This window comes from Pedobacter suwonensis (assembly GCF_044762335.1).
Lineage (GTDB): Bacteria > Bacteroidota > Bacteroidia > Sphingobacteriales > Sphingobacteriaceae > Pedobacter.
The window spans coordinates 49,987-65,510 of sequence record NZ_JBIWEB010000013.1 but is presented as its reverse complement, the minus strand read 5'-3'; the positions used below and the strand labels follow the sequence as shown (position 1 = coordinate 65,510).

Annotated in this window: 12 protein-coding genes; 6 read left to right on the top strand and 6 right to left on the bottom strand. The window is 38.8% G+C overall.

Translation table 11 applies throughout. From position 1 onward, the window contains the following. Window positions 1-25: 25 nt before the first annotated feature. The 3 genes from ACIQXP_RS18310 (at window position 26) to namA (ending at window position 2,623) form a co-directional block, all read left to right on the top strand. A complete protein-coding gene (locus ACIQXP_RS18310; protein ID WP_293742706.1) occupies window positions 26-445 on the top strand; it encodes a DoxX family protein in 420 nt (139 codons plus the stop codon). A 2-nt stretch (window positions 446-447) separates the two neighbouring features. Further along, window positions 448-1,437 (top strand): aldo/keto reductase, encoded by a 990-nt coding sequence (locus ACIQXP_RS18305; protein ID WP_293742707.1) that lies wholly within the window; start codon window positions 448-450, stop codon window positions 1,435-1,437. Window positions 1,438-1,543: 106 nt separating this feature from the next. After that, a complete protein-coding gene (gene namA, locus ACIQXP_RS18300; protein ID WP_293742708.1) occupies window positions 1,544-2,623 on the top strand; it encodes an NADPH dehydrogenase NamA in 1,080 nt (359 codons plus the stop codon). A gap of 130 nt (window positions 2,624-2,753) precedes the next feature. On the opposite strand, the gene ACIQXP_RS18295 is transcribed toward namA, so the two are convergent. From ACIQXP_RS18295 to ACIQXP_RS18275, 5 genes are all read right to left on the bottom strand, one after another. Continuing rightward, window positions 2,754-5,072 carry a TonB-dependent receptor gene (locus ACIQXP_RS18295; RefSeq protein ID WP_387506589.1) on the bottom strand — a complete coding sequence of 773 codons (2,319 nt, stop codon included), beginning with the start codon at window positions 5,070-5,072 and terminating at the stop codon, window positions 2,754-2,756. A 737-nt stretch (window positions 5,073-5,809) separates the two neighbouring features. Continuing rightward, on the bottom strand, window positions 5,810-7,216 hold the full coding sequence (locus ACIQXP_RS18290) for a TolC family protein (RefSeq protein ID WP_387506587.1): 1,407 nt from the start codon (window positions 7,214-7,216) through the stop codon (window positions 5,810-5,812). Then, the gene (locus ACIQXP_RS18285; protein WP_090983757.1) at window positions 7,200-8,507 is read right to left on the bottom strand and encodes an HlyD family secretion protein; all 1,308 of its coding nucleotides are present in this window, start codon (window positions 8,505-8,507) and stop codon (window positions 7,200-7,202) included. The genes ACIQXP_RS18290 and ACIQXP_RS18285 overlap by 17 nt, the downstream gene beginning before the upstream one ends. Window positions 8,508-8,518: 11 nt before the next feature. After that, entirely contained in the window at window positions 8,519-10,186 is a 1,668-nt protein-coding gene (locus ACIQXP_RS18280) for a peptidase domain-containing ABC transporter (RefSeq protein ID WP_387506584.1), read from the bottom strand. Beyond that, window positions 10,186-10,869 carry a TetR/AcrR family transcriptional regulator gene (locus tag ACIQXP_RS18275; RefSeq protein ID WP_293742712.1) on the bottom strand — a complete coding sequence of 228 codons (684 nt, stop codon included), beginning with the start codon at window positions 10,867-10,869 and terminating at the stop codon, window positions 10,186-10,188. The genes ACIQXP_RS18280 and ACIQXP_RS18275 overlap by 1 nt, the downstream gene beginning before the upstream one ends. A gap of 361 nt (window positions 10,870-11,230) precedes the next feature. Here ACIQXP_RS18275 and ACIQXP_RS18270 point away from each other — a divergent pair, with 361 nt between their 5' ends. The 3 genes from ACIQXP_RS18270 (at window position 11,231) to ACIQXP_RS18260 (ending at window position 14,106) form a co-directional block, all read left to right on the top strand. Continuing rightward, window positions 11,231-11,803, top strand: coding sequence for a TlpA family protein disulfide reductase (locus ACIQXP_RS18270; protein WP_387506582.1), 573 nt, complete (start codon window positions 11,231-11,233; stop codon window positions 11,801-11,803). Window positions 11,804-11,920: 117 nt separating this feature from the next. Beyond that, window positions 11,921-12,979, top strand: a complete 1,059-nt coding sequence (locus ACIQXP_RS18265) for a nucleoid-associated protein (protein ID WP_387506710.1) — start codon at window positions 11,921-11,923, stop codon at window positions 12,977-12,979. 566 nt (window positions 12,980-13,545) lie between these two features. Further along, window positions 13,546-14,106, top strand: coding sequence for a transposase (locus ACIQXP_RS18260; protein WP_387506580.1), 561 nt, complete (start codon window positions 13,546-13,548; stop codon window positions 14,104-14,106). A gap of 71 nt (window positions 14,107-14,177) precedes the next feature. Here the strand turns inward: ACIQXP_RS18260 and ACIQXP_RS18255 are convergent, their stop codons facing one another. Beyond that, the gene (locus tag ACIQXP_RS18255; protein ID WP_387506578.1) at window positions 14,178-15,524 is read right to left on the bottom strand and encodes a DUF58 domain-containing protein; all 1,347 of its coding nucleotides are present in this window, start codon (window positions 15,522-15,524) and stop codon (window positions 14,178-14,180) included.

The following is a 15,524-nucleotide window of genomic DNA, read 5'->3' as shown; positions in this document are numbered from 1 at the left end:
AAAACATCCTTAAGACCGAGATTGTATGTTTGTAGTACATCAATGTTGTATGGATAAAAAATGGGCATATCTGCTTGGTCGATTAGCAATCGGTTTAAGTTTTTTCGGACATGGTTTGGTTCGCTTACCAAAACTTGCCGGTTTTAGCCATTGGATGGTAGGGCAATTTTCTAGATCATATTTGCCCGATGCACTCGTTGTTCCCTTTAGTTATATTTTGCCGTTTGCAGAATTGATAGCAGGACTGATGATTTTAATGGGTTTATTTACCAGGCAAGGGCTATTATTGGCAGGAGCAGTTTCATTGATGTTGATTTTCGGAACCACCCTCATTGAAAACTGGGAAGCTTTGCCTTCGCAACTTATTCATGTGGCGTTTTTATCCGTACTACTCGTTTACTTACCGTATAATAGTTGTGCGGTGGATCAAATCATTAAAAAATAATTATGGAATACAGAAAAATTGGAAATTCAGATTTATCATTATCAGTAATCACGTTTGGTGCATGGGCCGCTGGGGGCTGGATGTGGGGAAGCACAGACAGAAACGATGCAGTTAATGCCATTAAAGCCAGTTATGATTTAGGAGTTACTTCAATTGATACCGCACCCATTTATGGTCAGGGAGATAGTGAAGAAATTGTAGGTGATGCCATAAAAGGCATTTCACGCGATAAACTGCAAGTGGTAACTAAATTCGGGATGCGTTGGGATTTAACCAAAGGCGATTTTGGTTTTAAGAGTAAAAACAATGATGGCGCAGCCATTGATATTTATAAATATGCCGGAAAAGAAAGTGTAATTTATGAGTGCGAACAATCTTTAAAGCGTTTGGGTACCGATTATATAGATCTTTACCAGATCCACTGGCCAGACTCTACTACCCCGATCAGCGAAACTTTCGAAGCGGTGAGCAGGTTAATTGAGCAGGGTAAGGTTCGCTACGCAGGGGTGTGCAATTATGATATAGCGCAACTAAAAGAGGCAGATCAGACCCTGGAAATTATTTCCAACCAAATTCCATTTAGCATGGTAAACCGTAGTGTTGAAGAGGAAACGGTTCCATATTGCATCGAAAATAATAAATCTGTTTTGGCGTACAGCCCAATGGAGCGAGGTTTATTAACCGGGAAAATGACCGCTGATTACAAGTTTGAAGAGGGCGATCATCGTCAGGGGAATAAATTTTTCTCACCTGAAAGTATCGAAAAAACGAATGCATTTCTGGCCAAAATAAAGCCGTTGGCTGATGAAAAAAATGCGACCTTATCTCAGTTGGTTTTGCGTTGGACGATTGAACGCCCGGGTATCACCATTGCGTTAGTTGGTGCAAGAAATGAAAAACAGGCTGTACAAAACGCAAAAGCGGTAAACGTAAAATTAAACGCTGAGGAAATTCAGTTCATCAATACCGAATTAGAGAAAGCTGGTTTTTAACTTCAACCGCAAAGAAAAGAAGGAATACGCAAAGGATACAGAGGTTAATCCTTTTGATTTCTTTGCGAGAAAACTTTGCGTCCTTTGCGGTTAAACAAAAAAAGATATGTCGAAATTATTTTCTCCTTTTACTATAAAGGATGTAACCTTAAAAAATAGAATTGTGATTTCGCCGATGTGCCAATATTCTGCTGTTGATGGCTTTGCGAACGATTGGCATCTGGTACATTTAGGGAGCCGAGCCGTTGGCGGTGCCGGATTGATAATCCAGGAAGCTTCTGCGGTTACTGCCGATGGAAGAATTACTTATGCCGATTTAGGCATCTGGAAAGATGAACATGTAGAAAAACTGAAGCAGATTGTCTCCTTTATTCATGATCATGGTGCTGTTGCAGGCATCCAGTTGGCGCATGCCGGCAGAAAAGCCAGCTGTGAGGTTCCGTGGGATGGTGGTGAGCAAATTGCTGCTGGTGAAAATAGCTGGAAACCGGTTGGGCCTTCGCCAATTCCTTTTAAATCCGGCCAGGTGGAGCCACACGAATTAAGCATTTCAGAAATTCAGGATATTGTTTTTGCTTTCAGGGCAGCTGCGAAACGTGCACTTGATGCGGGCTATAAAGTTGTAGAAATACATGCTGCACATGGTTATTTATTGCACCAGTTTTTTAGTCCGCTGAGCAATAAACGTACGGATGTTTACGGGGGAAGTTTCGAAAACCGTATTCGTTTGGTTATTGATGTGGTTGAAGCCGTACAGTCGGTATGGCCAGCTAAGCTACCGTTATTCGTCCGAATTTCGGCAACGGATTGGACAGAGGGCGGCTGGAATGAAAATGATTCTTTGCAGTTGGCTGCGGTGCTAAAAGATCGTGGCGTGGATTTAATTGATACTTCATCTGGTGGAAATGTACCTGATGCCTTTATCCCAGCCGGACCAAATTATCAGGTTCCTTTTGCTGATAAAATCAGGAATGAGATCGGTATTTATACCGGTGCAGTTGGGGTGATTGTTGAAGCCCGCCAGGCTGAAGAGATTTTGGAACAGGGAAAAGCCGATTTGATTTTTATTGCGCGTGAATCATTACGTGATCCTTATTTCCCAACGCATGCTGCACAGGTTCTCGGAGATGACGTGGAATGGCCAAACCAGTATGTGAGGGCGAAAAGGGAAAAGTTTAAGAAGTAGTTTGAGGTGGCAATACTCTCCCTCAGTTACCGTCATTTCGGGCGGAGTGACGATTCATCTTAAATGTAATAAATAAAAAGCGGAGTGATCTCATCGATCAACTCCGCTTTTTGTCTTTAGTGATGATTATCTACTTAGCCACCGTAAAAGGAATATACAATCCGAAAGTAATGTTTCTACCTGGGTTGTAAACACCTAAATTAAGGTTTTCCGAATCTAAACGGCCCGGTTTTAATCTGCTCAGTGCATCGTAATACTTATGATCTAACAAGTTATTTGCAGAAACTGAAAGTTTAACTGGTTGTTTGCCCAGGTTAAAAGTTGCTCCTATTCCTGCGTTTAATAAAGTATAGCCGCTGGTTGGCGTTTCAAAAACTTCATCTACACGGGTTTGTTTAAATGCTGAATTAATTCCTACAGAAAGGTATGCATCATTTGTACCTTTAAGTTTGGGTTCAAAACGCAGTTCATTTCTCAATGTTCCGGCAGGTATGAAAGCAAGTGGCCTATCTAAGCTATTGTTGTGTGCATGAACATAGCCAAAAGTATTTTCAAAATGGATAAACGGAACAGGGTGGATGGTTAAGCTGGCTTCGGCTCCATAAAGATTGGCATTTACCTGTCCATAACGGTAAACCGGATAATTACTACCTTCAGCATCTATTCTTTCTCCATTTGTTGATGCATAAATAAAGTTGTGTACATAATTATTATATACACTTGCGCTGGCACTCACAATTTTGCCTTCGTATTCTAAGGCCGCATCTACCTGGTAACTGCGTTCCGGGCTTAAATTAGGATTGCCTATTTCATAACGGAATGTTCCTTCATGTACACCATTTGAAGCTAATTCAGCAGGGTTTGGCGCACGGAAAGCAGAACCTGCATTGGCTTTAAAGTTTAATTCTTCATTAAATTGATGAGTAAAACCTAATGCACCACTCACGTTAGAAAATTTATTCTCAAAAGGTGCGAACTGTTCTTCATTATCTACAAATAATTGTTTTCCATTATTCTTTCTGTAATCATAACGCGCACCAATACTAAAAGTGCTATTATCCAAGTTTTTCTTGGCATAAGCAAAAACACCAATACCATAAGTATCATAATCCGGGATTAAAAACTCATCATTTGCCCTGTTTTCGCTGTGACCTGCATCAGCGCTTACGCCAAATACAGGTTGCCATCCGTTTGTTTCATGGATGTAGTATTTTAAATCAGCATTATAAGTTTTAAGATCAAAAAATAGTGATGGATCCGGGCCGTCTTCCAGTTCGCGGCGCTGATTCTGTTGATAACCAAAATCGGCCTTTAAGTTGCCGTTACCGATAATGAAATTGTTATTTAAGGCGATTTTGAAGTGCCTGATGTCCTGGCGTGGATATTCTAAGCTACGGCTTTTATAGTCATCGTTAGTGAAAGCACTACCATCTTCTCTTACAAAATTCCCGTTGTCATCTAAATGAGGATCATAAAAACCGATGTTATTGTGAAAATTGGAAACATTTAAATGAGTATAACCCCAGCTTTTGTTTAAACCGATCATTCCGCTTAAATCAGTTTCGTTAAAACCCGAATTAGCGAAATAACCTGTAGGTGTTTTAAAAGAATAAGCATTTTTATAGGTTCCACGGGCTCTCCAAACAAAGCCGTTTTCGTTACCGTTCAACATTAATGAGTTGGCGGTAAGTCCGTTGTTGGTAGCGTAGTTGGTGATGAATTCTCCTTTTACCTGGCCCTCAGGTGCCGTAGTCGGCTCTAGCAGATTAATTACACCTCCAAGTGCATCAGAACCGTACATTAGCGATGCGGCGCCACGTAAGATCTCCACTCGGTCTGATTTAAACTGGTCAATTTCGATACCGTGCTCATCGCCCCATTGCTGGCCCTGTTGTTTAATACCATCATCTAAAGTTACAATTCTGTTATAACCTAAGCCTCTAATTACTGGTTTTGAAATAGATGGGCCGGTAGTGATCTGAGATACACCAGGTACTTTAGCCAATGCGTCGATTAAGTTGGTGGAAGGCTGCAATAACTGATCCTTACCTACTATGGCTGATGAAGCACTATTCCGCTTACTTGTGCTGCTGATTAAACTTCCGGTAATTACGATTTCCTTTGTTTCTATAGCGGTGGGTTGTAAGGCAAATTCCAACCCGGCTGCGTTGGCAAGATTGACAACTTGTACAGCCGTTTTATAGCCCACATAATGTACCTCAATTAGGTAACTTCCTCTAGCGGGCAGGTTATTTAATGTGAATTCTCCATCGTTATTGGTTACTGACGAAACCTTTAAATCAGGAATAAAAATAGTAGCACCTGGTAATGTCTGTTTTGTACTGGCATCAATAACCTTACCTTTTATATCTTTAAGTAGGGCAGCAAAAGCGGTATTGCTTAATAATGTATATAGAATTACCAGGCCAATAAGCTGTAATTTTTTCATGTGTTGTGTGTAATAAAATGAACGAAACGCCAAAACAATAGCTTAAATGAAGCCGGTTTTAGTTTGTCGGATAAATAATTTGACTAGTGCGAATGCGCTATAAGAAAAAATTAAGCCAAAGGGGGGCCACGTAAACAAGTGCGCTTTACTTCGGTAAAGGCATTCTTGAATGTGGGTTCGGTACGGTTGAAAATTTTGGCTGATAAAAAGATTCTGTAAATGTGATGCGTTTGCACATAGTTTTTTTCAAAACTTGCGTTACAGATCAAACAAGTATCGCCATGGGCTTGAACGTGACTAACATGTTTGCAATTAACTTCCTTTTCAACAACAGGAAGTGGATTATGATGGTGAAGCACGCTCCACGGAGTTAAAGCAATAGCAAATACGATCAGCATGAATACTGATAGATATTGATGAATGTTTTGTCTATGCTTTTTCAACGGGTCAAAAATAATAATTCCGAAGCAATTAAATGTATTTGAACGGTAAGATTGTTTTTATATGTTTTTGACTGGATATTTGATCATTGGTTTAATGTAATTATCTATTTTCCAGTGTGGTAATAAGTTTAATGCGGTAAAGGCGAGATTTTTCAAAAAGTAATATTTTAGTGATTTTGCCGTCGGTCGATTGAGTTGGACAGCGCTTAACACGATGTTTTGTATTTACGGCTGATGTTTTGAAAAATTATTTTGTAGGTTAAATGCGCGTATATTTATAATAAAAAGCCCAGTTTACATCCGGAAGTTTTCCTTTGTCCATTTTAGCTGATTGTATCCCCTCAAAAATTTCAGTCTCAATTCTAACAGTTTTTCTTGAACTTCGATAAGCTTGGTCTCCCGGGCGTTGATCAGGAAAAGCGAACTTTCCCCGTTATTATATTTCGTTTGTTCCGCCTGGAGTAGCCGCTGGTAATTACCGGTATTTTGAAATGCAAGACTGATTTGCTGGTTATAGTTAATGACCAGATATTTATAGCTATTGATTTTTGTGTTTATTTCTTGCTTTTTATAATCAGTATCAAGCTGGTTTTGCCGGATCTTGAATTTAGCTATTCGGTAATCTGCCCTTGCTTGTCTCAAAAAAATCGGAATCTCCAGCTTTAACCCATATTGATAATTGTTTTGAAACAAGGGTAAAAAATTGGAAGCGTATTTTTCTTTGTTGAGGAAGTTATAGGTGAGGTCTATTTTAGGCAAAAGGCTCTGAAATTTTAGCCTGCGTTCACTCTCCAATATGTTTAGCTTGCTTGAATACATCAAAATGGATGCATGGTTAGACAAAGATAAATCATCTATTTCTTTAATGAGCGACAGATAGTTTTGGTAAGCTGCATTGTCAGTAAGAGACTCTTTAGGAATAATCAGTTGCGATATATCGTAGGGCTGTTGGTTTTCCTGCCAAAGAAATAAAACTAATTGTTGATTGGCTTTTACAAATTCCAGGTAGGCATCTTTTTGTTTAACCTGGAAACTCTGTAGCTGCGAGAGTGCTTCAGTTGTATCAATCGCTGCTTTTTCGCCATACTGATATGTTTTTTTGATCAGCGACAGCCTGTCTTCGTTGATTTTTATTGCCTTGTTTTGCAAATTTAATACCTCATGCGCTTTAACCAGTTCCCAATAGGTATTTTCGGCATCCAGCATTAAGTCATTCGTAAGCAGTATTTGTTCTGCTTCTGTTAACTGAGTGGCAAACCTGGCTTGTTCCAGTAAGGCCCTGCGTTTATCGTAAAGTAAGTTTTTGGCCAGCGGTAAAGTAATACCGAATTGATATAGTCCACCCGGTGTCTGGCTATTGTTTAATTTCTGTCCTTCAAGGTAATTATAGCTCCCGTTAAATGATATTCCATACCAGGTTGGTATGTCGAGTTCAACAGTACTTTCTTTATAATATTCTGTTCCATTTATGGTTTTCAAGCCATTTTTCGCTGCCAAAACGGGGTCGAAATTACCTCTTGCACCTTGAACCTCTGCTTTTGCAATTTGATTTTGTAAGCGGTAGCGAAAAGCCAGTGGGTGATATTTTTTTACCACTGCTATAAATTCCTGATGCGAGAGTTTTAGTGTGTCCTGCGCCCTGGCAAATTGTACCAGACCAGCGAGCATCAGCAATAAAACAAGGCTACTTAGTCTTTTCATCACTTTTTGAAGTTTTAACTGTATAATAATCAGGAGGGAAACCATTTATATTCCGCCATAATTCATACCAAACAGGTACATCGTTTAAAATGGCTATGCCCTGAACGCCAGTACCCATTTTGATCTGCGGAGGCCAGGGCCTGTCTGCCGAATCTTCGATTACTAATGCTTTAAAAAGACCGTTTGAACTAATATTGCTTTCGACTGCAACCACTTTGCCCTTAAATGTTCCATAGCTGGAATTTGGCCACCCAGAAAATATGATTGCTGGAAAGCCGTCGAAGATGCACATAACATTCTGGCCTTCTTTGATCAGTGGGAGATCAACGGGTTTTATATATATTTCCACGGCATATTTTACTTTATTTGGCACGATGGTTCCTATGCTTTCTGTATCTTTAAGAATCTCGCCAATACCAGCTTTATTTAATGACACGACTTGGCCATCCTGGGAGGCCAGGACAAAGTATAGTCCCTGCCGTGCTTTGTAATTCGCTATCTGGTTTTGCAGTTTGGCAATATCACCGTTGCTGCCCTCTATTTGTCCCAGATTTTGAAAGCGTTCGCCTTCAGTTTTACTTACTTTTTCCGCATAGTCCTGTATCGCCGCATCCTGCTCAATATTTACCGTTCTGATTTCTTGCCGTGTTTGAGCCAGCTTATTTTCTATGACAGTTTTTTTAGCCAATACATTTTGAAACGATACGCTTCGTTGTTGAAACTGTGTAAGCGAGACCAAGCCATCGTCGTACATCTTCTTCTGGCGGTTATACTGGTCTTCGCTTAGCTTTAATTCATTGTTTGCCGCTGCAAGTTCTGCTTCTTCGGCAGCAAGCTTATTGTTTAACTGGCCAATTTTTACCTTTAGCTGGGTTAACTTTAGCACTCTGGAAGCATTTAACGCGTTGAGTTGACTGTTGGTGGTGCCCACCTTGGCCTGATAATAATCACGCACTCCGATTTTTGCCTGTACTTGCTGTTGGGTACGCTCAACTAATAGCGGGTCCAGGTAATCTTCTTTCACCTCAGCCAATTGAAGAAGCGTATCTCCTTTTTTTACATAGTCGCCGTTTTTGACGTACCACTTTAAAATTCTACCGGGAATAGGTGAATTAAGTTGCTGGGGGCGTTGGCCTTGATAAAGTGTGCTTACCGTGCCCCTTGCTTTAATATTTTGAGTCCAGGGTAACAACAATACGATGAAACAAAGGCCTATGAAAATGAAAAACCAACGTTTTACACGAGAGTCTCTGTGGATGTGATAAATATGGTCTACTGATTTAAGCTTCATTACTTACGAAATTAGATTTTTTGAATGGTACCATTATCAAGATGTAATTGCTGATCTGCAATTTGCGTAAGCTCTGGCGCATCTGATACAATTACTATTGTAACGCGCGCCTTAAGTTTCTGTAAATGTTCTGCCATTTTGGTGCGGAAATCGGCATTCATCCCGTCCAATGGATCTTCCAGCAATAATAGACGGTTATCTCCAAGTAATGCCCTGAGCAGCAGGATTTTCTTTTTAGAACTAAATGAAATCTCGGTATCCGTTTCGCTCAATTGGGTGTTGAAGCCATTGGTGAAATTTCCCGATAAATTATCTATGCCGATGGCTTCAGAAAGTTCAAGTATATCTTCGGTGCCCTTATTTTCTCTGCCTAACAAGATATTCTCTTGTAGTGTACCTTTAATGATTTGCATATCATCCATGTACATTCCGAAGTGCTCTCTTAAAGATGTCTTTTCCAGATTCTTTAATGGGATTTTGTCGAAAAATACAGTTCCGCCCGTGGGTTCGTAAAACCCTGCAATCATGTTCATGAGCAAAGATTTGCCGGCACCAAGGCTCCCCGTAATGAGGGTAATGGTATTTGGCCGGACGTTAAAGTTGATGTTCGACAGAATCGGCTTTTGGTCCCCGAATGAAAACACCACATCTTTAAAGCTGATCTCCATTCCGTCCGGCTTGGGTTCCAATGCCAGGTTTTCGGTAGGCTCTTCTGCCAGATCGGTAACTTTTTCGAGCTTTACCAGCGCCGCGACTACATCATAATAGCTTTCAAGACTTTTAATCAGTTTTTCAACGGCGGCCATGATGGTTAATACTACGATTTCGGTAGCAATAAAAGCGCCGATATTCAGTTTCTGGTTCACTAGAAGATAAGTGCCAATCGCAAGCATTACTAAAGTAATAACAACTTTAAAGCCGATAATGGCCTTGTACTGGAATACCAGTACTTTAAAATGTTCGGTCCTGCTATCCAGATATTCTACTACACGTTCGTCTGTACCCGAAAGGTGCATTTCGGTTTTAGAGTTGATCTTGAAGGTTTTAATCGATCCTGCAATGTCTTCAAGCCAGGAAGCTACGTTATATTTATGGGTACTTTCGTCGAGGCTGGATTGAATGCCGGAAGCCATGGTAAACCGAAAGATGATGATCACGATCACGACCACGATTGATCCAAATACCAGAAACCAGGGATGGTAAAAAGAAAGCAGCAGTATCCCAAAAAGAATCTGGATCAACGCAGTGGGAATTTCGAGCAGAATCTTTGAAATACCCTTTTGGAGATTCTGGGTGTCAAAAAACCTATTCACCAGTTCTGGCAAATAATACTTCTTATTGGCCGATAGGTCAACCTTGGGAAGTTTTTCGGCAAATGCAAGCGAATATTCCACAAAAATCTTCTGCTGGATTTTTTCAATAATCTGCATCACTTTCAACCTGAAAAAGCCTGCAAGAAAAGTACCAAGCACTACAAAGCCAATAAGTATGTATAACGATGTCACCATGGTGGCACCCATTACAAAACCTACAATGGCCTGAATACCTAAAGGAATGCTCAGCTGTACCAAGCCACTTAGTATAGCATAGATATAAATCGCCGTTACGTCCTTTTTTTCTTTTGTAATATATTTAAATAGTGCTCGACTACTTTTGGTATAATCCTGATCGTGTGCCATTATTGATAAGAGTTAATTGCAGAAAATGCCAGAAAATTCAAATAATTTAATACATATTTCTTGTGCGTAATTTTCGATTTGTTATCTGCGAGTTTGGGAAGGTGCTCACTAAAAAAATGCTGATCATGGGCTGTTTCCAATAACGTACTTGCCAATGCATTTGGATAGGCAAATTTTGGATTGACCTGTAAGATGATCTGCCCTACAAACTGGCAGAAACTTTTTAACGGACTAAATACAAGCTCCTGGTTGATCTCATCAACCTCTTTGACCAGATAGGCCTTACTGCTTTCGGAAATTACGATGCCATGGAGCTTTTCCAGGTCATAATCTACAATCTGAGAGTCGCTGTCGAAGTTATGGGTAATGATTTCCAAAATCAGCTTGAGTTTCTGGGTGGAATCGCCTAATTCTTGTAAACTCATCTTTGACACGAACTCCAGGTAACACCAATACCAATTCAATATATAGATTAATAATCGATACTTGGAAGCAAAGTACCGATAGATGGTCGCTTCCGTTGAATTTATCTTTTCAGCAAGTTTTTTAAATGTAAAGTGCTCAAATCCTACTTCACGGATCAGATCGATCCCTTTTTCTACGATCAGTTTTCCAACCTCGCTGGATTCTGGATCACGAAGAAACAGGCTTTCATTAATTTTAAACTTCAATAGGATTTGCATATAGGTATTTTGGATAAAGTCTTTTCGTATACAATTATATGTAAAACATTGATGGGTAATAGTCATTATAAAGTAAATAATTGTTTTGCAATCTACAAAGATAGTATTACTATTATTTGTTTAAATTTTACTTTTTTATGGTGATGGATATTAATGGGGTATAAAAAGTATTTCTGAAAGGAATAGCAGAAGCCTGATATAGAGAATGTAGATGGCTTAGCTAAAGATGCAGTATTTATTCCCGAAAGTGTTTGGCTCATACAAATTGCGGTTTAGAATGCCTGCCTAAATGTATCGTAAAGGTAGATGGCTACTTGTAAAATTTATTTTCATTATCATTGTTGCATTTGAAATAAAATCAATGAAATTTATCCAAAAAAATATATTCAATGCACTATTGATCATTCTCCTTTTGTTAATTGTTCTTGTGCCTGACACAAAGGCATTTTTTATCAAAGGCTTAATGGAGATCGATTTTTACAAACCCAATGTTGAGATACCAAAAGAAAATGTTGATGGTCTCAAGGGAATCAGGTTTAAAGATGTTAACGGAAATCTGGTTGATCTTGGGGATTTAAAGGGGAAAGTTATTTTTCTAAACTTTTGGGCAACCTGGTGTCCGCCATGTAGAGCCGAAATGCCTTCGATCAATAAGTTATACGATCAATTTAAAATTGACAAGGATATCATTTTCATTTTTGCAGATGCTGATGGCGAACTTACTAAATCATCCCGGTTTATGGCTGACCGTAAATATACCCTGCCAGTTTATAAAGTAGAAAGTAACATTCCCGAGCAGCTATTTCCGGGTGCGTTACCTACCACTGTTATTTTCGATAAGCAGGGCCGGCTGTCCTTCAGACATGAAGGTGTGGCCAATTATGCCGATCAAAAGATTGTTAATTTCTTAAATCAGTTAAAAAGCGCAAACTAACTCAAAGCCAGAAGCAACCGAATGCTGGTCCCAAGTAAAAGAAAATTGAAATGGAGACAAGAAAGGATGACGAATTTTGGAGATGGGGTAACCAATGATTTTGCTATTTTTGCGCCTATGATTTCATTTTTCGAGGCTTCTCTTAAGCAAATTTCCATCCATCATACGGGTAATAAACTGGTTGAAGAATATTATAAACTATCAGATGCACCGTTGAAGATAGATGATGAATTGTTGGGAAACCTGTTGCTGCAGTATTTCTTAAAACCTTTCGAAAAGGTGAATGAAGTTTACCGCTTTTACCATCCTAACGATAATTTGGAATTGAACGAAGTATTCCATTTCGTCCATGAAATTTTCGAAAATAACGAACTTTTTCACGAAGATTCGCAGCAACTGGCCAAACATTTATATGATGTGGTCAATCATCCAAAAATTAAATCCGGAGAATTGTATGTTGCCTATTTTGAAAAAGTGCAGATAGAGGGTGAACAATTGGATGTAGTTGGGGTTTTTAAATCTGAAACGAAAGATACTTACCTAAAAGTGTATCCGGAGCAGGATGGCTTTAATGTAAGTTATGAACAGGAAGCGATTAACATTAATAAGTTGGATAAAGGCTGTTTGATTTTTAATGTAGAAAGAGAAGAAGGTTATAAGGTTGTGGTATTGGATCAATCTAAAAGTAGCAACGATTCTGCCGTTTATTGGAAAGATGAATTCTTAAAGCTGAAAATCAGGAATGATAGCTATAACCAGACCAATAATGTTTTAGGCGTTTATAAAAATTTTGTCACGCAGAAGCTTGATGATGAGTATGAAATCAGCAAAGCAGATAAGATTGATCTCTTAAACCGCTCTATGAAGTATTTCAAAGAAAAAGAAACCTTTGATATGGAGGAGTTTGGAAATGAGGTGATTGGCAATGCCGAAGGAATAGAGTCATTCAAAAACTATAAGAAAAACTACGAAGAAGAGTATGAAAGTCCGATAGCTGATCATTTTGAGATTGCAGAATCAGCCGTAAAAAAGCAGGCAAGAGCCTATAAAAGTGTGTTAAAACTGGACAAAAATTTCCATATCTACATTCACGGTAATAAAGACATGATCGAGAAAGGTTACGACGATGATAAATCGATGAACTTCTATAAGGTATATTTTAGAGAAGAAGAGTAGGGGTAGTCCTAAGTCTTTAGTCAAATTCCTCGGTCTGTGTCCTCACAGACCGAAATAAAAGATTTAGCCGTTAAATATAACAGTACATTGGTCTGTGGGGACACAGACCAAGGATAATATAGCATGATTAAATTAAGGCTAATTTTCTAATTCCTCGGTATGTGTCCTCACAGATCGAAACAAAGATTTTAGCTCAATAAATCTTAAAGTAAATTGGCCTGTGAGGCCAGCGCTCAAGGCTCTTATTTAGTAATTATACATCCAAACTCACAACTGTTAACCTCAAACTAGATCTAATTCCTCGGTCTGTGTCCTCACAGACCGAAACAAAAGATTTAGTCGTTAAATCTAACAGTACATTGGTCTGTGGAGACACAGACCAAGGATAATATGGTATGATTAAATTACGCTGAGGTTAATTTTCTAATTCCTCGGTCTGTGTCCTCACAGACCGAAACAAAAGAATTTAGCCATTAAATATAACAGTACCTTAGTCTGTGGGGACACAGGCCAAGGATAATATAGCATGTTTAAATTACATTGAGGTTAATTTTCTATTTTTAATAATGGAAAATAATCTATTCAGACAAGATCGTAATTCAAAAATGCTTTTAGGTGAAGTATATTTTTGGACAGACACAGTTAAGGATTGGAACCAAGTATTTTCTTCCGAAAAGTATAAACACATTATCATTAAAACCTTAGAAGAATTGGTTAAGAGAAAAAAGATTGAGGTTTATGCTTTTGTGATTATGCCAAATCACCTGCACTTAGTATGGCAAATGATTGAGGTAAATGGAAAAGAGATGCCTCATGCAAGCTTTAATAAATTTACTTCCCATCAGATTTTTCAGGATATCAAACTTCAGCATCCAGAGAAACTATCAGATTTTAAAGTAACAGATACAGAAAGAAATTTTCGTTTATGGCAACGGGATCCCTTAGCCATTCTTATGGATACGCAAGATAAACTTGAACAGAAAATAGACTACATCCATCTCAACCCTTTACAAGAAAGATGGCAATTATGCGAAAAACCTGAAGATTATGATTGGTCATCAGCCAGATTTTATGAAACGGGGACAGATAATTTTGGATTTTTAACCGATTATAGAAATCTTTTGTAATGTTTTGGACTGTGCACAGACCAAGGATGCCGTGATAAGTCGACTACATACTTTAGACTGCAGACTCAGGACTAAATCCGCTGTTGTGACTTTAGTGCGAGATATTGATTAATTACATTTACGCTAAGCTTCTGTGGTGGGGTAAGAATAGCCAAAATGCCATGTTTGTTCAATTCTTTAACCATCAGCTTTTTCTCGTAGATGAATTTCTCTGCGATGGTTTTGTGATAAATGCCTTCTACATCTTTAGCCGGTTCTGTACTTAATCCTTTTAATTCGGTATTTTCGAAAAATACAACCAGCAATAAGTGGTATTTAGCAATTCTTTTTAAAAAAGGTAACTGACGTTGCAAGGCTGATAAACTCTCAAAATTGGTAAAGAAGACCAGAAGACCACGCTGTTTTACAACAGAACGGACTGTAGTGTACAGGGCTTCGAGATTGCTTTCAAGATACCTTGTTTTTTCTTTATAAAGTACATTCATAATGTTGCCCAGCTGCGAGGCCTTTCGGTCAGCTTGTACGATCGATCCGATCGTTTCGGATAAGGTAATCAGGCCAGCTTTATCTTCTTTAAGCATGGCTACTTTCGAAAGCGCCACGGTAGCATTGATAGCATAATCAAGTAAGCTTAATCCTTCAAAAGGCATGCGCATCACACGCGATTTATCAATGATACAATAAATATGTTGTGATTTTTCATCGACATAGGTGTTCACCATCAAACTGCTTTTTCTTGCAGTGGCTTTCCAGTTAATAGTACGGATATCGTCGCCCCCAACGTAATTTTTAATTTGATCAAATTCACTGCTTTGCCCGATCTTTCTGATCTTTTTAATCCCAAATTCAGTTAAATAACGAGAGGCTGCCATTAGTTCGTATTGGCCGAGGTTGATAAACGATGGAAAAACAGGTAAAATCCTGGCGCCATCAAAATTGTAACGCCTGCTAATCAAACCTAACGGCGAACTGATATAGGCCCTGATAAATCCGAAATCATATTCACCACGTTTAGTTGGACGTAAATTATAGTGGATTGATTTTACTTCTGCAGGTTTTAAATGGAGCTTAAAATCTTTATCACGGATCTGGAACTGAAAAGGTATCTCGTCAATTACCCTTGCATTTACCACAAAGCCATAATCATTTTTTATTTCGATCTGTATCGGGTTTTCATCGCCGTTACTTAACCGTTTAGAAGTTAGTCTTCTGGCTTCAATGCCAATGTTATTACGGTATAGAATAAAAATATCAATAAAAAATAATAGGATAACCGCACCTGTTGCAATTTCAGGAATATCGCCTAGCCACTGAAAAAAGAACTTCAACAAAAAAAGTAAAATGCAGCATCCTAAAGCCGCGAATAAACGATCGGTCAGGAATAGGTTGCTATAATATCGCTGAAAGAATTTTTTCAA

What these genes read in the sequence shown, in the direction of transcription:
- ACIQXP_RS18310 (WP_293742706.1), top strand. Translation starts at nt 26, where the DNA reads ATGTTTGTAGTACATCAATGTTGTATGGATAAAAAATGGGCATATCTG.
- ACIQXP_RS18305 (WP_293742707.1), top strand. Translation starts at nt 448, where the DNA reads ATGGAATACAGAAAAATTGGAAATTCAGATTTATCATTATCAGTAATC.
- namA (WP_293742708.1), top strand. Translation starts at nt 1,544, where the DNA reads ATGTCGAAATTATTTTCTCCTTTTACTATAAAGGATGTAACCTTAAAA.
- ACIQXP_RS18295 (WP_387506589.1), bottom strand. Translation starts at nt 5,072, where the DNA reads ATGAAAAAATTACAGCTTATTGGCCTGGTAATTCTATATACATTATTA.
- ACIQXP_RS18290 (WP_387506587.1), bottom strand. Translation starts at nt 7,216, where the DNA reads ATGAAAAGACTAAGTAGCCTTGTTTTATTGCTGATGCTCGCTGGTCTG.
- ACIQXP_RS18285 (WP_090983757.1), bottom strand. Translation starts at nt 8,507, where the DNA reads ATGAAGCTTAAATCAGTAGACCATATTTATCACATCCACAGAGACTCT.
- ACIQXP_RS18280 (WP_387506584.1), bottom strand. Translation starts at nt 10,186, where the DNA reads ATGGCACACGATCAGGATTATACCAAAAGTAGTCGAGCACTATTTAAA.
- ACIQXP_RS18275 (WP_293742712.1), bottom strand. Translation starts at nt 10,869, where the DNA reads ATGCAAATCCTATTGAAGTTTAAAATTAATGAAAGCCTGTTTCTTCGT.
- ACIQXP_RS18270 (WP_387506582.1), top strand. Translation starts at nt 11,231, where the DNA reads ATGAAATTTATCCAAAAAAATATATTCAATGCACTATTGATCATTCTC.
- ACIQXP_RS18265 (WP_387506710.1), top strand. Translation starts at nt 11,921, where the DNA reads ATGATTTCATTTTTCGAGGCTTCTCTTAAGCAAATTTCCATCCATCAT.
- ACIQXP_RS18260 (WP_387506580.1), top strand. Translation starts at nt 13,546, where the DNA reads ATGGAAAATAATCTATTCAGACAAGATCGTAATTCAAAAATGCTTTTA.